We start from the raw sequence: 20,174 nt of genomic DNA on the forward strand, positions 1-20,174 counted from the left end.
AATCTCCCGGCAGGCAGTTTTTCGGAATCCCCCAGGCGAAACGGCAGCAAACTCTTTATAATCTTGGCTGCACAGCGGAGCAGGTGAGCCGTTGATAAGGAGATCCAATGAAACGTTTATTACTTGTTGCCACCTTAGTGGCAAGTTTATCCCCGTTGGCAATGCACACAGCGCAGGCTGACAACGCAAATATCACCTTAGCTCCTGGCGTCTCGTTACATATTGGTGACCGCGATCCGCGCGGTAATTACTGGGACGGCGGCCGCTGGCGCGATGGGCACTACTGGCGCAGCAACTACCGTTATGATGAAGGCCGCTGGTGGCGACACGAGCAGTGGCGCAGGCATGAAGAGATGCGCCGTCGTCACGAATGGGAGCGGGAACGCAGATGGCACGATCGCGAACGTCATCGCGAATACCGTCATCATGAAAGAGAGCGCCATCACGACCACGATCATCGCCATTAAGCGATCAAAAAAGCCGACCTGTTAAGGTCGGCTTTTTTATTGGCTGCGCAGTAATGAAGTCGGCTTACAACCCCATGGCCATCGCCACCAGCAGATACAGATTCAACGCCACCACCACCAGCACAATCACCTTGCCTGCCAGCTGCATCGGGCGTGAGTTCACCATATCGCCCATCAGCTCGCGGTTGCCGGTAAAGGTCAGCAGCGGGATTAACGCCAGCGCGATACCGAAGCTCAGCAGTACCTGACTCATCACCAGGATACGTGTCGGCTCCCATCCGGCAAGGATCACGATAAAGGAAGGCAGCATGGTCACCACGCGGCGCACCAGAATCGGAATGTGAATATGGACGAAGCCCTGCATCACCACCTGCCCGGCCATGGTGCCCACCACGGTGGAAGAGAGTCCGGCAGCCAGCAGGCTCAGACCAAACACCAGCGCCGCTGCGCGACCCAGCAGCGGGTCCAGCGTCAGGTAAGCCTGATCCAGATCGGCAATGCCAGTATGACCGCTAAAGTGGAACGCCGCCGCCGCCGTGGCCATCATCGCCAGATTGACGAAGCCGGCAATGGTCATCGCAATCGCCACGTCCAGCTTGGTCGACGAGTAGCGCTGTTCACGCGAGCCGCCGTCGGGATTTTGCGTTAACGAGGAGTGCAGATAGATCACGTGCGGCATAATTGTCGCGCCCAGCACGCCCGCCGCCAGTAACACCGCATCGGCGGTTGGCAGCGAAGGCACGGCCAGACCCTGCATCAGATCGGTAATCTTCGGCTGTGAGAAGAACAGTTCGATGACGTAAGCCGCCGCGACAAACAGCAGCAGGCCACCAATCACCAGTTCCAGCGGCTTTTTACCGTGGTTTTGCAGCATCAGGATCAGGAAGGTGACCACGCCGGTGAGCACCGCGCCCTGCAGCAGACTGACGCCGAAAATCAGCTTGAAGCCAATCGCCGCCCCGATGAATTCCGCCAGGTCGGTCGCCATGGCAATAATTTCAGCCTGCACCCAGTAAAACCAGACGGCAGGACGCGGGAAACGATCGCGGATATGTTCAGCGAGGTTTTTCCCGGTGGCGATGCCGAGTTTGGCAGACATCAGCTGGATCACCATCGCCATAATATTGGCCCACACCACCACCCACAGCAGCGTATAGCCATAAGAGGCGCCGGCCTGAATATTGGTGGCAAAATTGCCGGGATCGATATAACCGATAGCCGCGATAAACGCAGGGCCCATCAACGCAAATTTGATTTTGCGCGATCCGCGAACCGTTTGTTCTACTGTGCGGCCTTCAAACATAGTTAGTCCCCTAAACACCTGAAGAGATCATTGTCTTTTAAATGATAATGATTATCAAGCGCATTTGAATGGGTTTTGCATATCGCTCTGATAGCCAGTACTAAGAAATATAGCAAAGGCTATACCTTGATTTCAAACTACTCCATAGCTAAAAAATGAGCAATCACTTTTCGTGCGCCGGAAAAAGCTTAACCTTCCGATGCGTGGGGTGTTTTTTTAAACAGTATCAGGATGTGATCAATCAGGGGATTCTGTCGGGAAGGGTGATAGGTAATTGTTATATTGTGTTCTAGATCTCGTTTTTCAGTTTCTTGTTACATAGAATGTGCAGCGAAATATAACATCCTTCAAAAATGGAGCACACATGTCAGGCATTTTTCATTTTGCTTTGGCGCTGGTGATGGTAGCCGTGCTGGCCTTACTGGTTAGCACCGATCGGAAAAACATCCGCGTACGTTTTATTATACAGCTTCTGGTTATCGAAGTGCTGCTTGCGTGGTTCTTCCTTAACTCTGAAGTGGGTCTTGGCTTCGTTAAAGGGTTTGCGGGTCTGTTCGACAAATTGCTGAGCTATGCAGCACAAGGGACTAATTTCGTTTTCGGCAACATGAGTGATAAAGGCCTGGCATTCTTCTGGCTCAATGTTCTCTGCCCTATCGTGTTTATCTCTGCACTGATCGGGATTTTGCAGCACTTCCGTATCCTGCCGATTGTTATTCGCGCCATCGGTACCGTGCTGTCAAAAATCAACGGCATGGGCAAGCTGGAATCTTTTAACGCCGTGAGCTCGCTGATTTTAGGTCAGTCAGAGAACTTCATTGCCTACAAAGATATCCTCGGAAAAATGTCTCAGCGCCGCATGTACACCATGGCGGCAACGGCGATGTCTACCGTATCGATGTCAATTGTGGGCGCGTACATGACCATGATTGATCCGAAATACGTGGTGGCCGCGCTGGTACTGAACATGTTCAGCACCTTTATCGTGCTGTCGATCATCAACCCATACAGCGTCGACAGCGAAGAAGAACTGACGCTGGGCGATCTGCACAAAGGGCAGAGCTTCTTTGAGATGCTGGGTGAATACATCCTGGCCGGTTTCAAAGTTGCGGTGATCGTCGCGGCGATGCTGATTGGCTTTATTGCGCTGATTTCAGCGATTAACGCCCTGTTCGATTTCGTCTTCGGCATCAGCTTCCAGGGTGTGCTGGGTTACGTCTTCTACCCATTTGCCTGGGTGATGGGCGTGCCGGCAGGTGAAGCGCTGAAAGTGGGTAGCATCATGGCAACCAAACTGGTGTCTAACGAGTTTGTGGCGATGATGGATCTGCAGAAAGTGGCGGCTGAACTGTCACCACGCGGCGTCGGCATCCTCTCCGTGTTCCTGGTCTCTTTTGCGAACTTCTCGTCTATCGGGATTGTGGCAGGCGCGATCAAAGGCCTGCACGAAGAGCAAGGTAACGTGGTTTCTCGCTTCGGCCTGAAACTGCTGTACGGCTCAACGCTGGTGAGCGTGCTCTCTGCTTCCATTGCAGGATTAGTGCTGGCCTGGTAACACGCCAGAACGAAAAAAGGCGAACCTGTGATGGGTTCGCCTTTTTTTTACTCATCGTTCAGCGAGGCGTGACCAGCGGTAAATCCAGATGGTCGCGCAACGTGGTTCCCTGATAGCCCTGCCTGAAGGCACCGCGCTTTTGCAGTTCCGGGATGACCCGTTCAGCAAAATTATTCAACGAGGCTGGCATATCAGCGGGCATCAGCACGAAACCGTCGCAGGCTTTGGCCTCTACCCAGGCAATCATCTCGCTGGCTATCTGTTCTGGCGTGCCGGCAATCACCTTAAATGAAGCGCTGGCCGCATAGGCTTTCGCCACTTCGGCCAGCGTTTTCCCCTCTTTCCTCGCCTGAGAAATCACGTACTCAAAGCGCCCTTTGCTGCCGCTGATTTTGTCGAAGATATCCGGGAATATGTCGTTTTCATCATGCTGCGACAAATCGTAATTCATGCTGGCAGACATAAAGCTCAACCCGGCTAACGGATTGACCAGTTCATCCAGCTGACGGCGCTTCTCTTCCGCCTCCTGCTGCGTTGCGCCCACAATCGGCATCAGGCCGGGCAGCACTTTACAGGCTTGTGGTGGACGACCCAAGGCGGCCATCTCCTGCTTAAACTGCTGATAAAATTGCTGCGCGCGCGCCATGTCGGGTTGAACGGTGAAAATCACCTCTGCCACCCGGGCGGCGACCTTTTTAAAATCCTCCGAGACGCCCGCCAGGATCTGCACCGGCCTAACCTGCGGCGAGGCGGCGACGGTCAGCGGCCCTTTGATATGGAAATGCTCGCCGTGAAAATCGGTATAGCTGACCTTTTCCGGATCCATATAAACGCCGCTCTCCTGGTCGGCCACCAGCGCACCAGGCTGCCAGCTGGCAAGCAGCTGATGCACCGCATCGATAAACTCTCCCGCACGCTGATAACGCGCCTGATGGCCTAAATGCTGCTGGCGGCTGAAATTGCGTGCTTCGCCATCATTGGTCGAGGTCACCGCGTTCCAGCCCATTCTGCCGGCGCTAAAATGATCGATTGTGGCGATGGTGCGGGCAGTATGGAAAGGCTCACCGTAGGTGGTCGATACGGTTGCGCCTAAGCCAATGCGATCGGTAAACAGGCTCAATGCGGTCAGCAGCGCCATCGGTTCCGGACGGGCATAACCCGGACGCGACTGAACGGTGCTGGCGATGTCGTTACCGTAAATATCATCGATCGACAGTTTGTCGGCGATAAATGCGAAATCAAATCCGGCCTGCTCGGCTTTTTTCACCAGCGTCAGCCAGGTCTGCAGCTGCATCGGATCGTTATTTTGCGCCTCAGGATGCCGCCAGCCTCCGGCGTGCAACCCGGTGTCGCTGAGATAAAGCGCCAGATGCATGCTATTTCCCCTGCGAAAGGCTGAGGTCAATAAAGGAAGCCGCCTTCAGCGGTGCCGGGATCAGGCCATTTTTCACGTAGAAATCGGCGGTATTTTGCTGCACCGCAACCACGTCCTGACTGTTGGTGTCGACGGAGTTCACTTCGCGCTTCACCTTTGCCAGCGCCACGTCCTGCGGGATCCTTAACAGCTTGCTGATGGAGGCCGCATAGGCGTCAGGATGCTGGATGCCCCAGGCGCGGGCACGGCTCAACCGCTGCGTGAAGTCGGCCAGTTCGGCCTTCTTGTTGGCAATGGCGGCGTTGCTGGCCACCAGATAGTTGAGGGCCGGATAGTCTTTACCGTCCGCCAGGATCTGTGCGCCTGACTGATGCGTGGCAAACGATACGTAAGGTTCCCAAGTGGAAACCGCATCGACGCCGCCCTGATCCAGCACCAGCGTCGCTTCTGCTGGCGTGGTAAAGACAAAGCTGACCTGCTTAGGATCGACACCGGCTTTTTGCAGCGCCTGCAAAGCCAGGTTGTGCCCGGATGAACCTTTGACCGTCGCAATGCGTTTACCAATCAGATCCTTCACGCTGTGAATCGGGCTACCCTTTTTGACGATAATGGCGTTGCCGGCATAGCGCGTCGCCAGGATCCCTTTGGCATCCAGCCCTGCCGCCACGGCAAAAGTTAAGGGTGCATCCCCCACCGAACCGGCATCTATTGAACCTGCACGCATCGCTTCCAGCAACGGTGCGGCGTTAGCAAACTCATGCCAGTCCAGCGTATAAGGCGTGTTGTTTAACTCGCCGGAGGCTTCAAGGATCGCCCGCGCATTGCCCCGCTGGTCGCCAACCGAAAGCGTATCAGCAGCCAAAACGGGCGCCGTGACCGCCGCGAGAAGTACAGCAAGTACTGAAAGAGAAAGGGTTTTCATCTGGTGTCTCAATAAGGAGAAAACCCGAGACTAACACCGGCTTTTTTAGAACCTAAATGCATTTATTGCGCATAATTTATGCAAAATGAACATAACGAGCGGCACGCTCACCGTCGGTTGCCTGCGAATGAGTAATAGCTGTATTTGCGCAAAGCTTCGCAGATTAATGAATTTCACACTCCCGCCCATCAACTATACGGTTTTCTCTCTGCCGGCGTTTACCGGCCCTCACCTGGAGAGAACCTGATGAGCATTCAATTCCTCGGTATGATTGGCCATCGCCTGGCGTCCGAAATCATTCCTGCCAGCGGTCCGCTATTCAATAAACAGTATATTGCAGACTTTGCCCGTGCTCATGAGCAGGCCGGTTTCGATCGGGTGTTGGTCGGCTACTGGTCCGATCAACCGGATGGTTTTCTGGTCACTGCGCATGCCGCCGCAAACACCTCAACATTGAAATTCCTGCTGGCCCACCGTCCGGGCTTTGTCTCGCCGACGCTGGCAGCCCGTAAACTCGCTACCCTCGATCAACTCACCGATGGCCGCCTGGCGGTGCATATCATCAGCGGTGGCAGCGATGTTGAACAACGCCGTGATGGTGATTTCCTTAACAAGACCCAGCGCTATGAGCGCACCGATGATTTCCTGAGCGTATTAAGGCAGAGCCTCACTTCCGACACGCCATACGATCACCAGGGCGAGCATTATCAGGTTGAGCAGGCGTTTTCGGCGGTGAAGCCACAGCAAAGCGCGCTGCCGATCTATTTCGGCGGCTCCTCGCCTGAAGCCATCAAAGTGGCAGGTCGTCATGCGGACGTGTTCGCCCTTTGGGGTGAACCGCTGGCCGGTGCCGCAGAAACCGTGCGGACGGTGCGTGCAGAAGCCGCCAGACAGGGCCGCCAGATTGGTTTCAATATCTCCTTCCGCCCGATTATTGCCGCCACGGAGAAAGAAGCCTGGGAAAAAGCCGAGCATATTCGCGAAGTCGCCCGCAAAAAGCTGATCGAATCCGGCCATGATTTTGGTTTGCCGAAGCCGCAAAGCGTCGGCGCGGCCCGCCTGATGGCCGCCGCCAATGAAGGGGAACGCCTCGACAAATCCCTGTGGACCGGCATCGCTAAACTGGTTGGCGGCGGTTACAACTCCACCTCACTGGTCGGTACGCCGGACCAGGTCTCCGACGCGCTGCTGAAGTATTACGACCTCGGCATTGAAAGCGTGCTGATCCGCGGCTTCGATCCCCTGAACGATGCGCTGGATTACGGCCGTGAACTGATCCCGCTGACCAGAGAGAAAGTCGCGGCCCGCAAAGTGGCAAGGAGTGCCTGATGCGTTTTCCTTTTTTACTGGCAGTCGTACTGTCGTCGCTCGCCACCTCAGCGCTGGCAGAGAAAGTCACCCTGCGGCTGGGCGATGTGAAAGGCGATCGCTTTATTTCGCTGCGCGAGTCCGGACAGTTAAAAGACCTGCCTTATGATTTGAAGCTCACCTCTTTCGATTCCGGCGCACCGGTGCAGGAAGCGCTGAACGCGGGCGCGTTGGACGTGGGCTTCACCGGCGATCTGCCGTTCTTATTTGTGTATGCCGCTGGCGCACCGGTAAAAGCGGTGGGTGCCTGGCAAAACAACCCTGACAGCATTGCCTTACTTACCCGCCCGGATTCGGGCATCCACAGCTTAAAAGATCTGAAGGGCAAACAAATTGCCGTCAACCGTGGCGGCTGGGGCCACTATCTGTTGCTGGGTCTGCTGGACAGAGCCGGCCTGAAACCCTCTGACGTCACGCTGCGCTTCCTTGGACCGGTTGATGGACGTGCCGCGCTGGCCAGTCATTCTGTCGATGCCTGGGCTACCTGGGAACCCTACGTCTCTTCCGCCGTGGTGGTCGATCAGGATCTGTTAGTGCCACAGGGCGGCGGCAAAGGGATCCTGTCCGGTTACTCCTATGCCTTAGCCCGTGAAGAAGCGCTGAAGGATCCGGGCAAACGCAAGGCGATAGCCGACCTGCAGGCACGGCTGGCAAAAGCGCAAATCTGGGCGCAGCACCATCCTGAGGCCTTCGCTAAGGCACTGTCGACCTCACTGGGCATGCCAGAGAACATCACCCAACGCTGGATTGCCAGTGCGCAGATCCGCCCGGTGGAATTCACGCCAAAGCTGGCGAATTCCCTGCAGCAATCCGCCGATTTTTTCTATAAAAATCATGTACTGCCGAAGTCGATTGATGTCCATCAGGCCTTCGATTACAGCCTCTCCAGCCAATCCAATCAGCTGGCCTTAAGCCAGGAGGCAAAACATGAGTGAGTTGAACAGCGCTCGCCTGCGCGAGTTTGTCGGTAGCCTGGCCACGCTGGTGGATGAACAGCCGCAGGAAGCCGATCTGCTTCATCGCGGCAGCCAGCTGCTGCATCAGCTCATCGCCCATGATGACTGGCTTCCCGAGGCGTTTGCCCAGCCAAATCCGGCCCGCTACCAGCAGTATTTGCTGCATGCCGATGCCCGCCAACGGTTTTCGGTGGTCAGCTTTGTCTGGGGCGCAGGGCAATCGACGCCGGTGCATGATCATCGCGTCTGGGGATTAATTGGCATGCTGCGCGGCGCGGAAATTTCGCAGAATTTCATCCGCGATGCGCGCGGGTTATCGCCACATGGCGATCCGGTACGGCTGGATCCCGGCACGGTTGAAGCGGTCTCGCCGCAGGTCGGCGATATTCACCGGGTCAGCAACGCCTTCAGCGATCGCACCTCCATCAGTATTCATGTTTATGGCGGCAATATCGGCGCAGTTCAGCGCGCGGTTTACAGCGAAACCGGCGAAGAAAAACCGTTTATTTCCGGCTATAACAACGCGTATTTACCTAATATTTGGGATCTTTCACATGGTTGATCATTTACTCCACACCCGCAGTTTTCACGACATCCGTCAGGCGTTGCTTCAGCAGCAGGAGCTGGCGTTAATTGACCTGCGGGAAGAAGCGCAGTATGCCGAAGGCCATCCGCTGTTTGCGGTGAACATTCCGCTTTCAAAGCTGGAACTGGAGATCCTTAACCGGGTACCGCGCTTTGCCACGCCGATTACCGTCTATGACAACGGCGAAGGGCTGGTGGCGCTGGCCATTGAGCGCCTGAAAGACTTTGGCTATGCCAACGTCGCCCTGCTGGAAGGCGGCCTGCAAGGCTGGAAGGACGCAGGCGGTGAACTGTTTATCGATGTTAACTCACCAAGCAAAGCCTTTGGTGAGCTGGTCGAGAGTCGGGTACACACCCCGTCGCTGCCCGCGGAAGACGTTCAGGCGTTATTAAACAGCGGTGAACCGGTAGTGGTGCTGGACAGCCGTCGATTCGATGAATATCAGACCATGAGCATTCCTGGCAGCATCAGCGTGCCGGGTGCAGAACTGGTGCTGCGGGTGCAGGATTTGGTTCCTTCGCCAACCACAACGGTTATCGTTAACTGCGCAGGTCGAACCCGCAGCATTATCGGTACGCAGTCGCTGGTGAATGCCGGGATTACCAACCCGGTATTTGCGCTGCGAAATGGCACCATCGGCTGGACGCTGGCCGGACAACAGCTGGAGCATGGCCAGAGCCGACGCTTTGGTGAAAGCAGCGAGACGGCCAAAACCCAGGCCGCGCAACGCGCCCGTCATGTCGCTGACCAGGCAGGCGTCAAGCGTCTGACGCGGGCGCAGCTGCAGCAATGGCAGCAGGATCACGCCCGGACGCTGTATCTGTTTGATGTCCGCGATCCTGAAGAATATGCCGCCGGTCATTTGCCCGGTTCACGATCGGTGCCGGGCGGTCAGCTGGTGCAGGAGACGGATCACACCGCCAGCGTGCGCGGCGCACGCATCGTGCTGATTGATAACGACGGTGCACGCGCCAATATGAGTGCGTCCTGGCTGGCGCAGTTGGGCTGGGATGTGTCGGTACTGGATGGATTGGTTGAGCACGATTTCAGCGAGCAAGGCCCTTGGGTAGCGAAAGTCCCTGCCCTGCCAGAGCAGGAAGAGGTTTCACCCGCCGTGCTGGCGGACTGGCTGAATACGCCCGGTACCCAGGTATTGGACTTCACCACCAGCGCTAACTATGTTGCCAGCCATATTCCGGGCGCAGCATGGCTGCAGCGCGGTTTACTGACGCAGAAAGGCCTGCAGGCACTGCCCGCCGCCGATCGGTATGTGGTGACCTGTGGCAGCAGTTTGCTGGCACGCTATGCCGTGGAAGAGTTGCAGCAGCTTAGCGGCAAGCCGGTCAGCGTGCTGACGGGCGGCAATGCGGCTTGGAGAGCGGCAGGTTTACCCATAGAACAGGGTGAAACGCAGCTGTTACAGCCGAGAAGCGATCGCTATCGTCGCCCGTATGAAGGCACGGATAATTCTGCCGACGCGATGCAGGCGTATTTAGACTGGGAGTTTGGGCTGATTGCGCAGTTAGATCGCGATGGAACGCATGGATTTACGGTGCTTGAACTGAAATAAAACGGATGCTGGGGGAGAGTGAAGCAAGAAAGGAATTGATTGGTGGAGATAAGCGGGATCGAACCGCTGACCTCTTGCATGCCATGCAAGCGCTCTCCCAGCTGAGCTATACCCCCACATAATTCAATCTGTTATCCGGTGCCACTAAATCTGCTGGTGAAGATTTGGTGGAGATAAGCGGGATCGAACCGCTGACCTCTTGCATGCCATGCAAGCGCTCTCCCAGCTGAGCTATACCCCCAAGCCGGATAACCTCGTCAGACAACCGGAGTCGTCTCAACGGCGGGGATAATATGAAACGGGGATGAAGGTGTCAACGGCAAATTGCCAAACTCTGTCTAATCGCTGAAAAAGCCGCCAAACCGCACCACTTACAGCTTGTTGAGTCACCGTTTATCCAGAGAGAACTGCCTTGAACTGGCCAGTTGAAACGACAAAATAGGGTAAAGAGTGCAATTTCATCCGGTTATTCCTGCCGACACAGTTTGACCGCGCCAATCTTGTAAACAACGCGTTAATTAGCGGTCTAATTGATCTTGTTTTTGTTAATTTCTCGTGCAAAACTGCCCGCGCTTTCGAAGGCCGGAGCCCTCTCAGCGCTGGATGCGCGCGTTTCCCGACGCGACGGAACCGGCCATTTCATCCTTAACTACACCAGAATCAGAGCTCCTATGTCCTTGCATTCACCTAAAGAAATCGCAGCGGTTGCTATTCAATCCGGCGTGGCGAAAAGCCATTCATCTGTTTCGACTTTATTGATCCTTGGCTTCCTGGCCGGTGCGTTTATTGCCCTTGGCTTCCTGCTGGATTTCCACGTTATTAACTCCTTACCTGCAGACTGGGGCTCATTTGGCGGCCTGCTGGGCGCTGCGGTGTTCCCGGTGGGAATTATCATGACGGTTCTGGCCGGCGGTGAACTGTTGACCGGCAACATGATGACCATGCCAATTGCCTGGTTCGCGCGTCAGATCAGCGCTTACAGCGTGTTGCGTAACTGGTTCTGGGTCACCATCGCTAACTTTATTGGCAGCATCGCCATCGCCTGGTTCTTTGGTCATATGCTGGGCATGACCGAAGGCGACTACCTGAAGAAGACCGTTGCTATTGCCACCGCGAAAGTAAACGCTGACTTCACTCACGCCTTTATCTCTGGCGTCGGCTGTAACTGGCTGGTGTGCCTGGCGACCTGGCTGGCGTTTGCCAGTAAAGATGTGGTCGGCAAAATCTTTGGTATGTGGTTCCCGGTGATGGCCTTTGTGGCGATCGGCTTCCAGCACGTGGTGGCCAACATGTTCATCATTCCTGCGGCCATTTTTGCCGGTCAGTTAAGCTGGGCGGAATATCTGCCTAACTTTGCCGCCGTGTTCCTCGGTAATACCTTTGGCGGCGCGGTGTTCGTCGGTCTGGCTTATTATATGGCTTACCGTCCGCAGGCAGAGTCAGCTAAAGCGCAGGGCTAATCCCTTTTTCCCTCTGCCTGTGGGCAGGGGGAAATTTCTTCTTTTCAATTGCGAACCGCCTCCCTTTTCAGCGCTTGCTGTTAGTTGTCCACGCAACAAAATCCTGTAATATGTTCGCGTTATCTCACGTCGCAAACAGGAATTGCATTATGAAAAAGGAATGGTTAACACCAGAAGAGCTGGCCCGGGAAACAGGTTTCAGCCGTCAGACGATCAACAAATGGGTCAAGAAAGAGCAGTGGACAACCATGCCGAAAACCGGCGTCCAGGGCGGTAAAGCACGGATGATCCAAATTGATGACCGCGTCAAAACGTATCTAAAATCCACGCGCCATGCGTCGGAACCCTCTGCAACTTACCGCGTTGCCCCCAACTCTCTGCAATCTTTACTGATGACCTCATTGCAGCAAATGAATGCCGCCGAACAGGAAAGGCTTTACGCGTTGCTGTTACGTGAAGGCGTACAAGGTTTACTGAGCCGCCTCGACATCAGCGACGCTCAGGCATAAAAAAACCGGCCAGTTGGCCGGTTTTTTTTATTTGCAGACGTCAGCTGAGATTACTGCTGAGCTTCGCGCTCTCCGATAAAGCTTAATGCCTGATTGATGCGCGCCACTGAGCGCGTTTTGCCGATGGCGTGAACGGTGACATCCAGCGCAGGAGACTGACCGGCACCCGTTACCGCCACACGCAGCGGCATGCCGACTTTGCCCATACCGACTTCCAGCTCATCAGCCGTGGCCTGAATGGCCTGGTGAACGTTTTCTGCCGTCCAGTCAGTTAAAGCAGCCAGTTTGTCACGCACAACTTCCAGAGGCTGGCGAGCGACCGGACGCAGGTGTTTTTTCGCTGCATCGGCATCAAACTCCGCGAAGTCCTCATAGAAGTAGCGGCATGACGCAGCCATCTCTTTCAGCGTTTTGCAGCGCTCACCCAGCAGTTTGACCAGCTGAGCCAGTTCTGGGCCGGTACGCGTATCAATTTTTTCCTGCTCGATGTGCCATTGCAGATGCGTCGCCACGTACTCAGGCGCCAGGGTATTGATGTAATGATGGTTCAGCCACTGCAGCTTTTCGGTGTTGAAGGCGCTGGCAGATTTGCTGACCGCGTCCAGCTCGAACAGCTCTTTCATCTCAGCAATAGAGAAGATTTCCTGATCGCCATGGGACCAGCCCAGACGCACCAGGTAGTTCAGCAGCGCTTCTGGCAGATAGCCATCATCGCGATACTGCATCACGCCCACGGCACCGTGACGTTTGGACAGTTTTTTCCCGTCGTCGCCGAGGATCATCGACACGTGCGCATAAACCGGCACCTGCGCACCGATCGCTTTCAGGATGTTGATCTGACGCGGGGTGTTGTTGATATGGTCTTCACCGCGGATCACGTGGGTAATTTCCATATCCCAGTCATCAATCACGACGCAGAAGTTATAGGTCGGCGCGCCGTCAGTACGACGGATGATCAGATCGTCCAGCTCCTGGTTGCTGAATTCGATCGGGCCACGGATCTGGTCATCAAAGATTACCGATCCTTCCTGCGGGTTACGGAAACGCACCACGCACGGCTCATCATCGGCATGATGTTCGTGGCTGTCGCGGCAGTGGCCGTCATAACGCGGCTTTTCATGATTCTCCATCTGCTTTTCGCGCAGCGCGTCGAGACGCTCTCTGGAGCAGTAGCATTTATAGGCTGTGCCGGCGTCGACCATCTGATCAATCACCGCGTTATAGCGGTCAAAACGTTTGGTCTGGTAATACGGGCCCTCGTCCCAGTCGAGGTTCAGCCAGTTCATGCCATCCATAATCGCGTCGATAGCCTGCTGGGTGGAGCGCTCCAGATCGGTATCTTCTATACGCAGCACAAACTCACCGTCCTGGTGACGGGCAAACAACCAGGAGTAAAGCGCGGTACGCGCGCCGCCAACGTGCAGATAGCCGGTTGGGCTGGGTGCGAAGCGGGTTTTGATTTTCATTAACAGCTGCCTTATTACGCTATCAGAGTCGCGCATTGCTGGAGGAGGTCTGTAAAGACCAACACAAAGTGGGCAACATTCTACCATCTGCAAACGAATCCTCAACGGCATTCCCCCGGTTGTTAGAGGCCTTTGACGGAAAAGCCAGCGGCACCCCCCCATTTTTGGATAAAACCCCAACATCTTGATTAAATTTAAGACGAACGAACATTTTCGTTTTAAAAACCGTTGACTCATTTGCCGCGATCCCTATAATGCGACTCCACACAGCGGGGGTGATTAGCTCAGTTGGTAGAGCATCTCCTTTACACGGAGGGGGTCGGCGGTTCGAGCCCGTCATCACCCACCACTCTAAACGGTGGCTCCGCAGTGTTAAGCAGTACCGAAGTTCTCAGAGATGGGTGATTAGCTCAGTTGGTAGAGCATCTCCTTTACACGGAGGGGGTCGGCGGTTCGAGCCCGTCATCACCCACCATCTCTCAGCAGTTTCGTGAAGTACCGAAGTGGGTGATTAGCTCAGTTGGTAGAGCATCTCCTTTACACGGAGGGGGTCGGCGGTTCGAGCCCGTCATCACCCACCACTTCGGGTCGTTAGCTCAGTTGGTAGAGCAGTTGACTTTTAATCAATTGGTCGCAGGTTCGAATCCTGCACGACCCACCAATGTACGAAGGCGCCCTAAAGGCGCCTTTTTGCTATCTGCGATTCGTGAAGGATTTGAACCTGCAGCAGGTCGAGTCGAACGGAGATAGACAGCCACTCTTTTTCCTTTTCGATTTTTTAGCACTTCTTTTACGATTTTTCTCATCAAGTATCCCGCCACTCCTACCGATAACCGTATTGGTCTATTACACAGGAGAAAGCGATGACTACAATCAGTTCCAACTCCCTATCCTCTATTGGCTCTGGAAGTTCAGGCGGCGGGTCGGCCTCTCAGGTTGCCACCCTCAACAAGCAGATCACCCAACTGCAGGCGCAGTTAAAGGATTTGGGCAACGACACGACGCTGACGGATGAACAAAAGTCTGAACAACAGCAGTTGATCGAAGGCCAGATTCAGATGATTGAAGCGCAGATTGCTCAGGTTGAGCAGCAGCAGGCTGAGAAGGCGCAGGAAAAGCAAAGCAGCGCGAAAGATGACACTGCCAACACCATTTCTAAAGCGGCAGATGGCGTAAACCGTCCTACTGCCACCAACACGCTGAACGTCTATATCTAAAACGCCGGAGTTTTCTTGCGTTGTTGCGTCAGCAGGAGTGCCTGCTGGCGTACTTCCTGCCAGATGGCCTCGGCTGCGGGCGTAAGCGAGCGATTTTTACGGCGCACCAGCACAATGGTGCGGTTAATCTCCGGCACCATACGCCTGACCAGCAACGGCCTGCCTTCAGGCAACGGCAATGCCAGCGCCGGAAGAATACTGATGCCAATTCCCGCTTCCACCATCGGATAGAGCGTGGCGGGATGACCGATCTCCTGCACAATCTCCGCCTGCACCTGCTGGACGCGTAATGCCTCATCGATAAGAACCCGACTGCCGGAGGCATAATCCTGCAGCACCAGCTGCCGCTGGTTAAGCATCTGCCAGTGAATGGTTTGCTGAGCCGCCAATGGATCGTCCTTACGGCACAACAGCAAAAAAGGTTCATCGAGGATCGCTTCCGTTTCGAAATCCTCTTCCGGCAGCGGCCCGACAACAATACCGAAGTCCACTTCCGCATTGCGAATGCTTTGCAGCACCCATTGCTGAGGACGATCGCGCAGCATCACTTTGATATCAGGAAAATGCTCCGTGCTGGCGGCAAGGCACTGCGGCATTAAATGCGCGGCGATGGTCTGGCTGGCAGCTACCCGCACCGTGCCGCTTCTCTGCTGCCCGTAGCTGCGTACATCCAGCAAGGTGGTATTCAGCTCTTCCAGTAGCCGCTCAAGCCGGCTGGAGAGCTGTTCTCCGGCTTCGGTCAGCAACACTTCCCGCGTGGTGCGATCCAGCAAACGGATGCCCATCTCCCCTTCCAGCTCTTTAATGCTGTGGCTGACCGCGGACTGGCTCAGTCCGATCAGCTGCCCGGCCTGGCTGAAACTGCCTTGCTGGGCCACGGCGACAAACACGCGAAGTTGACGCAGGGTATAATTCATCTGTTTTATTCATATATGTATTCAATAAATCAATTTTATTTCTAAAACCGCCCAGCGCACAATAGCCCCCATCATTTTTTTAACCAGGCATTAACAATGGGCATCTTCCGTATCGATCCCCTGATGTTGAAACTGATTATTACCGTGCTGCTGGCAACCTTCCTGCCCGCGCGTGGGCATTTTGTGGAATTCTTTGAATACCTGACCACGGCGGCGATTGCGCTGTTGTTCTTTATGCACGGCGCCAAGCTGTCTAAAGAAAAAATTATTGCCGGTGGCAGCCATTGGCGGCTGCATCTGTGGGTGATGTGCAGCACCTTCGTGCTGTTCCCAATCCTCGGCCTGCTGTTCGTCTGGTGGCACCCGCTGCCGGTAAGCGCGGAAATCTATACCGGCTTCCTGTACCTGTGCATTCTGCCGGCCACCGTCCAGTCAGCCATTGCCCTGACCTCACTGGCAGGCGGCAACGTCGCCGCGGCGGTGTGTAGCGCCTCGGCGTCCAGCCTGCTGGGCGTATTTATCTCGCCGATGCTGGTGGGCCTGGTGATGAACGTGCACAGCGATGCTGCCGGCGGCAGTTTTGAGCAGATCGGTAAGATTATGCTGCAGCTGCTGGTGCCGTTCGTGGTGGGTCACCTTTCACGCCGCTGGATTGCGGGCTGGGTGGAGAGAAACCGCGGGCTGATTGGTAAAACCGACCAGGCGTCGATTCTGCTGGTGGTCTATTCCGCGTTCAGTGAAGCGGTGGTAAACGGCATCTGGCATCGCGTGGGCGCATCTACGCTGCTGTATATCGTTGCAGGTAGCCTGGGGATCCTGTTTGTGGCGCTGGTGATCAACCTGCTGGTCGCACGACTGTTCCGCTTTAATCGCGCAGATGAAATCACCATCCTGTTCTGCGGCTCGAAAAAGAGCCTGGCGAATGGTGTACCGATGGCCAACATTCTGTTCCCGTCGGCCTCGGTGGGCATCATCGTGCTGCCGCTAATGATTTTCCATCAGGTGCAGCTGATGGTCTGCTCGATGCTGGCGCAACGCTATAAAAAAGCTGGCGAGAAGCTGGCGGCTAAGCAGCAGCTGGAAGCAAAACCCGCCGTGGTTGAATCGCAGAAGTAATGCAGACCGGGCTGGTGATCACCCGCGCTTCAGCGGTTTCACCAGCCCATCAAGCCCTTCGATTTTTATCGCGAGGGTGAGCTGCAGCAGCTCACCCAGATGACCCGCCGGAAATTCACCCTTCCGTTCAAACCACAACAGATACTCTTCCGGTAAATCAATCAGCGCCCTGCCCTTATATTTACCAAAAGGCATGATGCTGTTGGCGATTTCAAGCAAATGCTCTTTTTCCATCTCACTCTCCCAGTAACCGGATCATCTCAGCTTCATCAATCACGTCGATACCCAATTCCTGAGCCTTGGCCAGCTTGGAGCCTGCCGCTTCGCCGGCAATCACCAGATCCGTTTTCTTCGATACGCTGCCGCTGACCTTGGCGCCTAACGCCGTCAGGCGATCTTTCGCTTCATCGCGCGACAGAATCGTCAGTGAACCGGTCAGAACCACGGTTTTTCCGGCAAACGGACTGTCGATCTCAGCCGCATTGACCACTTCAACGGCCGGCCAGTTGATACCCGCTTCTTCCACCAGCTGACGGATCACCTCGCGGTTGCTCTCTTCATCCATAAAGTTACGCAGATGGCTGGCCACCACGGTGCCGACATCCTGTACCGCGATTAGCGCGTCCAGATCGGCGGCCATGATCTTCTCCAGCGAGCCAAAGTGCGCAGCAAGGTTAGCGGCTGTCGCTTCACCCACTTCACTGATGCCAAGGGAGTAAAGGAAACGCGCCAGCGTGGTAGTCTTCGCCTTCTCCAGCGAGTTCACCACGTTTTGCGCTGACTTTGGCCCCATCCGATCCAGCCCGGTGAGTTTGCCTGCGGTCAGCCTGAACAGATCGGCTGGCGTATGGACGTACTCTTTCTCCACCAGCTGATCGATAATCTTGTCGCCCAAGCCATCAACATCCAGCGCGCGGCGGGAAACGAAATGCTTGAGTGCGCCTTTGCGCTGAGCACCGCAGATCAGGCCGCCGGTACAGCGTGCAACGACTTCACCCTCGACGCGCTCGACATCGGAGCCACAGACCGGGCAATGGGTTGGGAATACCACTTCGCGCGCATCGTCCGGGCGCTCTGACTCAATCACCCCGACCACCTGCGGGATAACGTCACCGGCGCGACGGATAATCACCCGGTCGCCGATACGCAGCCCAAGACGCTCGATTTCATCGGCGTTATGCAGCGTAGCGTTGCTGACAATCACGCCAGCCACCTGCACCGGCTCCAGTCGGGCTACCGGGGTGATAGCGCCCGTCCGGCCCACCTGAAACTCGACATCACGCACGGTGGTCATCTGCTCCTGCGCCGGGAACTTAAACGCCACCGCCCAACGCGGGGCCCTGGCGACAAACCCTAACTGCTCCTGCAGATCCTGTGAATCCCCCTTGATGACCACACCATCAATATCAAACCCTAAGGTCGGGCGATCCTGCTCAACCTGACGATAGAAGGCCAAAACTTCCTCGGCAGTATGGCAAAGCTTGATGCGGTCGCTGACCGGCAAGCCCCAGGCCTTAAACTGCTGCAAACGCGCCATATGGCTGCGCGGCATCTCGCCGCCTTCCAGCAGGCCAAAGCCGTAACAGAAAAAGGTCAGCGGGCGTTTGGCGGTGATGCGGGGATCAAGCTGGCGCAGCGAGCCTGCGGCGGCATTGCGCGGGTTGGCAAAAACTTTGTTACCTGTGCGGCGCGCTTCATTATTTAACGCTTCAAATCCTGCCAGCGGCATAAAGACTTCGCCACGCACTTCCACCCGCGACGGGATATTCTCGCCGTGCAAACGCAGGGGAATGGCGCGAATAGTGCGCACGTTGGCGGTAATATTCTCACCGGTTGTGCCGTCGCCACGCGTCGCAGCCCGCACCAGCAGGCCATCTTCATACAGCAGACTGACCGCCAGTCCATCCAGCTTCAGCTCGCAGCAGAAGGTGATGTCGTCGGTATTCTTTAACCGATCCTGCACCCGCTTATAGAAAGCCAGATAGCTCTCCTCATCAAAGGCGTTATCCAACGACAGCATCGGTACTTCGTGACGAACCTGCTCAAAAGCGCCGAGCGGTGCCGCGCCAACGCGTTGAGTGGGCGAATCGGCGGTGACCAGTTCAGGATGTGCCTGTTCCAGCTCGCGCAGTTCGCGCATCAGCCGATCGTATTCCGCATCGGGAACCTCAGGATCGTCCATCACGTGATACTGATATTCGTGATGGCGGAGAGTAGTTTGCAGCGCAGTGATTTTGTCTTGTACGGATTCCATAGCGGCACCATAGCGATAAAAAACCCCCGACTGGCGGGGGTTTTGGAAAAACGGGAAGTCAGGCTGTTGCCTTACTGCTCAGTGAGTCAGGCGTTGGCCTCGATCACATCACGAATACGGTTTTTATAGGTTTCCAGCTTCTGCGGCGTCATCATGCGGCGCTCATCATCCAGCACCACACCGCCCACATCGTCGGCGATACGCTGGGCAGATTGCAGCATCAGCTTGAAGTTCTGATTCGCATCACCATAAGAAGGCACCATCATAAAGATGGAAATGCCCGGCGTGGTGAAATCACCCATATCGTCGGGGTTAAACGAACCAGGTTTCACCATGTTCGCCAGGCTGAACAGCACAGGGCCGCTTCCGGCCGGGCTCAGGTGACGGTGGAAGATGTTCATCTCACCGAACTGGAAGCCCGCCTGCAGCACGCCCTGTAACAGCGCTTCGCCGTTCAGCGTGCCGCCAGCGTGGGCGCCGACATGCAGCACCAGCACGGTTTCCTTCGCGCGTTCCTGCTTCGGTGCCGCTGCAGGCGCTTCTGGCTCTGCGGCGACCGGTTCCGCTTTAGCCTCGGCAACCGGCGCACGGGTAGCGACGTCAGGCTTAGCGGCAGGCTGCGGCTGATGAACAGGCGGCTGCTGACGAACAGGCTCCGGCTCATCGTCGTAATCAGGTTCAGGCGCATGCGGCAGTTCGCCACCGAACAGCGGATCGAGCTCCGGCTGCTCGTCAATCTGCGGCTGGTGACGTACCGGTTCAGGCTGGGCACGAACGGGACGCGGTGGCGCTTGATCAGTGCCAAAAGCGGCTGGAGGAACGACATCATCGTCTTCATCATCAGCTCGCGACCGTTTCACCCGCACTTCACCCACGCCATCATCGACGTCGTCAAATGTCTCTTCTCTTTCCTGTTTTAAACGCTTGTGAGGGCGATCGCGAAAAACGGATGAGCGCTCTTTACGGCTGGTCCAGAGGCCGTGCAGTAAAAGCGCTATTATGGCGATCGCGCCAACAACGATTAATATCAGACGCAAATCCTGCATCATTGTATTCTCTGTTGTTCCAATACCTTGCCACCGCGGCAAACTTTATCCTCTAACTGTATTTGCCCTGGTTAACAAGTGCAAGTC

Annotated in this window: 18 protein-coding genes and 6 tRNA genes; 14 read left to right on the top strand and 10 right to left on the bottom strand. The window is 55.8% G+C overall.

Annotated features, from left to right (window positions below):
• Window positions 1-107 precede the first annotated feature (107 nt).
• On the top strand, window positions 108-467 hold the full coding sequence (locus E2F51_RS00720; RefSeq protein ID WP_013203270.1) for a DUF2502 domain-containing protein: 360 nt from the start codon (window positions 108-110) through the stop codon (window positions 465-467).
• 64 nt (window positions 468-531) lie between these two features.
• Here the strand turns inward: E2F51_RS00720 and E2F51_RS00725 are convergent, their stop codons facing one another.
• Window positions 532-1,770, bottom strand: coding sequence for an Nramp family divalent metal transporter (locus tag E2F51_RS00725; RefSeq protein ID WP_013203271.1), 1,239 nt, complete (start codon window positions 1,768-1,770; stop codon window positions 532-534).
• Window positions 1,771-2,134: 364 nt separating this feature from the next.
• Here E2F51_RS00725 and E2F51_RS00730 point away from each other — a divergent pair, with 364 nt between their 5' ends.
• Complete coding sequence (locus E2F51_RS00730) at window positions 2,135-3,325, top strand: NupC/NupG family nucleoside CNT transporter (protein WP_013203272.1); 1,191 nt, start codon at window positions 2,135-2,137, stop codon at window positions 3,323-3,325.
• 58 nt (window positions 3,326-3,383) lie between these two features.
• Here E2F51_RS00730 and E2F51_RS00735 read toward each other — a convergent pair whose 3' ends face one another.
• Both E2F51_RS00735 and E2F51_RS00740 read right to left on the bottom strand, forming a co-directional pair.
• Complete coding sequence (locus E2F51_RS00735; protein ID WP_134822505.1) at window positions 3,384-4,700, bottom strand: NtaA/DmoA family FMN-dependent monooxygenase; 1,317 nt, start codon at window positions 4,698-4,700, stop codon at window positions 3,384-3,386.
• Between the two features lies 1 nt (window position 4,701).
• Window positions 4,702-5,622, bottom strand: coding sequence for an ABC transporter substrate-binding protein (locus E2F51_RS00740; RefSeq protein ID WP_134822506.1), 921 nt, complete (start codon window positions 5,620-5,622; stop codon window positions 4,702-4,704).
• A gap of 246 nt (window positions 5,623-5,868) precedes the next feature.
• On the opposite strand from E2F51_RS00740, the gene E2F51_RS00745 reads away from it, so the two are divergent.
• From E2F51_RS00745 to E2F51_RS00760, 4 genes are read left to right on the top strand one after another with little or no spacing between them, the layout of a single operon-like run.
• Window positions 5,869-6,951, top strand: coding sequence for an LLM class flavin-dependent oxidoreductase (locus tag E2F51_RS00745; RefSeq protein ID WP_053144416.1), 1,083 nt, complete (start codon window positions 5,869-5,871; stop codon window positions 6,949-6,951).
• Window positions 6,951-7,925, top strand: coding sequence for an ABC transporter substrate-binding protein (locus E2F51_RS00750; protein ID WP_134822507.1), 975 nt, complete (start codon window positions 6,951-6,953; stop codon window positions 7,923-7,925). Before E2F51_RS00745 ends, E2F51_RS00750 begins: the two co-directional genes overlap by 1 nt.
• Window positions 7,918-8,508: a cysteine dioxygenase gene (locus tag E2F51_RS00755; protein WP_134822508.1), complete on the top strand. Its 591-nt coding sequence runs from the start codon at window positions 7,918-7,920 to the stop codon at window positions 8,506-8,508. Before E2F51_RS00750 ends, E2F51_RS00755 begins: the two co-directional genes overlap by 8 nt.
• Window positions 8,501-10,102 carry a rhodanese homology domain-containing protein gene (locus E2F51_RS00760; RefSeq protein ID WP_134822509.1) on the top strand — a complete coding sequence of 534 codons (1,602 nt, stop codon included), beginning with the start codon at window positions 8,501-8,503 and terminating at the stop codon, window positions 10,100-10,102. The genes E2F51_RS00755 and E2F51_RS00760 overlap by 8 nt, the downstream gene beginning before the upstream one ends.
• 40 nt (window positions 10,103-10,142) lie before the next feature.
• Here the strand turns inward: E2F51_RS00760 and E2F51_RS00765 are convergent.
• Together E2F51_RS00765 and E2F51_RS00770 are read right to left on the bottom strand one after the other, a co-directional pair.
• Window positions 10,143-10,218, bottom strand: a tRNA-Ala gene (locus E2F51_RS00765).
• Window positions 10,219-10,267: 49 nt separating this feature from the next.
• A tRNA-Ala gene (locus E2F51_RS00770) sits at window positions 10,268-10,343 on the bottom strand.
• 430 nt (window positions 10,344-10,773) lie between these two features.
• On the opposite strand from E2F51_RS00770, the gene E2F51_RS00775 reads away from it, so the two are divergent.
• Window positions 10,774-11,562, top strand: coding sequence for a formate/nitrite transporter family protein (locus tag E2F51_RS00775; protein ID WP_134822510.1), 789 nt, complete (start codon window positions 10,774-10,776; stop codon window positions 11,560-11,562).
• A 149-nt stretch (window positions 11,563-11,711) separates the two neighbouring features.
• Window positions 11,712-12,071, top strand: coding sequence for a YfeC-like transcriptional regulator (locus E2F51_RS00780; RefSeq protein WP_013203280.1), 360 nt, complete (start codon window positions 11,712-11,714; stop codon window positions 12,069-12,071).
• Window positions 12,072-12,121: 50 nt separating this feature from the next.
• On the opposite strand, the gene gltX is transcribed toward E2F51_RS00780, so the two are convergent.
• Window positions 12,122-13,537, bottom strand: a complete 1,416-nt coding sequence (gene gltX, locus E2F51_RS00785; RefSeq protein ID WP_134822511.1) for a glutamate--tRNA ligase — start codon at window positions 13,535-13,537, stop codon at window positions 12,122-12,124.
• 273 nt (window positions 13,538-13,810) lie between these two features.
• On the opposite strand from gltX, the gene E2F51_RS00790 reads away from it, so the two are divergent.
• The 5 genes from E2F51_RS00790 (at window position 13,811) to E2F51_RS00810 (ending at window position 14,754) form a co-directional block, all read left to right on the top strand.
• Window positions 13,811-13,886 (top strand) — tRNA-Val (locus tag E2F51_RS00790).
• Window positions 13,887-13,936: 50 nt separating this feature from the next.
• A tRNA-Val gene (locus E2F51_RS00795) sits at window positions 13,937-14,012 on the top strand.
• Between the two features lie 30 nt (window positions 14,013-14,042).
• Window positions 14,043-14,118: transfer RNA gene (locus E2F51_RS00800), tRNA-Val, on the top strand.
• A 4-nt stretch (window positions 14,119-14,122) separates the two neighbouring features.
• Window positions 14,123-14,198: transfer RNA gene (locus E2F51_RS00805), tRNA-Lys, on the top strand.
• Window positions 14,199-14,400: 202 nt separating this feature from the next.
• Entirely contained in the window at window positions 14,401-14,754 is a 354-nt protein-coding gene (locus tag E2F51_RS00810) for a FlxA-like family protein (protein WP_013203282.1), read from the top strand.
• On the opposite strand, the gene E2F51_RS00815 is transcribed toward E2F51_RS00810, so the two are convergent.
• Window positions 14,751-15,671: a LysR family transcriptional regulator gene (locus tag E2F51_RS00815; protein ID WP_053144426.1), complete on the bottom strand. Its 921-nt coding sequence runs from the start codon at window positions 15,669-15,671 to the stop codon at window positions 14,751-14,753. The genes E2F51_RS00810 and E2F51_RS00815 overlap by 4 nt on opposite strands.
• Before the next feature lie 96 nt (window positions 15,672-15,767).
• Here E2F51_RS00815 and E2F51_RS00820 point away from each other — a divergent pair, with 96 nt between their 5' ends.
• On the top strand, window positions 15,768-16,787 hold the full coding sequence (locus E2F51_RS00820; RefSeq protein WP_134822512.1) for a bile acid:sodium symporter family protein: 1,020 nt from the start codon (window positions 15,768-15,770) through the stop codon (window positions 16,785-16,787).
• A gap of 18 nt (window positions 16,788-16,805) precedes the next feature.
• Here E2F51_RS00820 and E2F51_RS00825 read toward each other — a convergent pair whose 3' ends face one another.
• From E2F51_RS00825 to zipA, 3 genes are all read right to left on the bottom strand, one after another.
• A complete protein-coding gene (locus tag E2F51_RS00825) occupies window positions 16,806-17,021 on the bottom strand; it encodes a DUF3820 family protein (RefSeq protein ID WP_013203285.1) in 216 nt (71 codons plus the stop codon).
• 1 nt (window position 17,022) lies between these two features.
• Window positions 17,023-19,041, bottom strand: a complete 2,019-nt coding sequence (ligA, locus tag E2F51_RS00830; protein ID WP_134822513.1) for an NAD-dependent DNA ligase LigA — start codon at window positions 19,039-19,041, stop codon at window positions 17,023-17,025.
• A gap of 86 nt (window positions 19,042-19,127) precedes the next feature.
• On the bottom strand, window positions 19,128-20,090 hold the full coding sequence (gene zipA / locus E2F51_RS00835) for a cell division protein ZipA (protein ID WP_013203287.1): 963 nt from the start codon (window positions 20,088-20,090) through the stop codon (window positions 19,128-19,130).
• Window positions 20,091-20,174 lie beyond the last annotated feature (84 nt).

This window comes from Erwinia sp. QL-Z3, from assembly GCF_004551645.1.
In the GTDB taxonomy this organism is placed as follows: domain Bacteria; phylum Pseudomonadota; class Gammaproteobacteria; order Enterobacterales; family Enterobacteriaceae; genus Erwinia; species Erwinia billingiae.

Coding starts and splice junctions, on each gene's coding strand:
- E2F51_RS00775 (WP_134822510.1), top strand. CDS start 10,774: ATGTCCTTGCATTCACCTAAAGAAATCGCAGCGGTTGCTATTCAATCC.
- gltX (WP_134822511.1), bottom strand. CDS start 13,537: ATGAAAATCAAAACCCGCTTCGCACCCAGCCCAACCGGCTATCTGCAC.
- E2F51_RS00820 (WP_134822512.1), top strand. CDS start 15,768: ATGGGCATCTTCCGTATCGATCCCCTGATGTTGAAACTGATTATTACC.
- E2F51_RS00740 (WP_134822506.1), bottom strand. CDS start 5,622: ATGAAAACCCTTTCTCTTTCAGTACTTGCTGTACTTCTCGCGGCGGTC.
- E2F51_RS00750 (WP_134822507.1), top strand. CDS start 6,951: ATGCGTTTTCCTTTTTTACTGGCAGTCGTACTGTCGTCGCTCGCCACC.
- zipA (WP_013203287.1), bottom strand. CDS start 20,090: ATGATGCAGGATTTGCGTCTGATATTAATCGTTGTTGGCGCGATCGCC.
- E2F51_RS00825 (WP_013203285.1), bottom strand. CDS start 17,021: ATGGAAAAAGAGCATTTGCTTGAAATCGCCAACAGCATCATGCCTTTT.
- E2F51_RS00735 (WP_134822505.1), bottom strand. CDS start 4,700: ATGCATCTGGCGCTTTATCTCAGCGACACCGGGTTGCACGCCGGAGGC.
- E2F51_RS00745 (WP_053144416.1), top strand. CDS start 5,869: ATGAGCATTCAATTCCTCGGTATGATTGGCCATCGCCTGGCGTCCGAA.
- E2F51_RS00810 (WP_013203282.1), top strand. CDS start 14,401: ATGACTACAATCAGTTCCAACTCCCTATCCTCTATTGGCTCTGGAAGT.
- E2F51_RS00730 (WP_013203272.1), top strand. CDS start 2,135: ATGTCAGGCATTTTTCATTTTGCTTTGGCGCTGGTGATGGTAGCCGTG.
- E2F51_RS00815 (WP_053144426.1), bottom strand. CDS start 15,671: ATGAATTATACCCTGCGTCAACTTCGCGTGTTTGTCGCCGTGGCCCAG.
- E2F51_RS00760 (WP_134822509.1), top strand. CDS start 8,501: ATGGTTGATCATTTACTCCACACCCGCAGTTTTCACGACATCCGTCAG.
- E2F51_RS00720 (WP_013203270.1), top strand. CDS start 108: ATGAAACGTTTATTACTTGTTGCCACCTTAGTGGCAAGTTTATCCCCG.
- E2F51_RS00755 (WP_134822508.1), top strand. CDS start 7,918: ATGAGTGAGTTGAACAGCGCTCGCCTGCGCGAGTTTGTCGGTAGCCTG.
- E2F51_RS00780 (WP_013203280.1), top strand. CDS start 11,712: ATGAAAAAGGAATGGTTAACACCAGAAGAGCTGGCCCGGGAAACAGGT.
- E2F51_RS00725 (WP_013203271.1), bottom strand. CDS start 1,770: ATGTTTGAAGGCCGCACAGTAGAACAAACGGTTCGCGGATCGCGCAAA.
- ligA (WP_134822513.1), bottom strand. CDS start 19,041: ATGGAATCCGTACAAGACAAAATCACTGCGCTGCAAACTACTCTCCGC.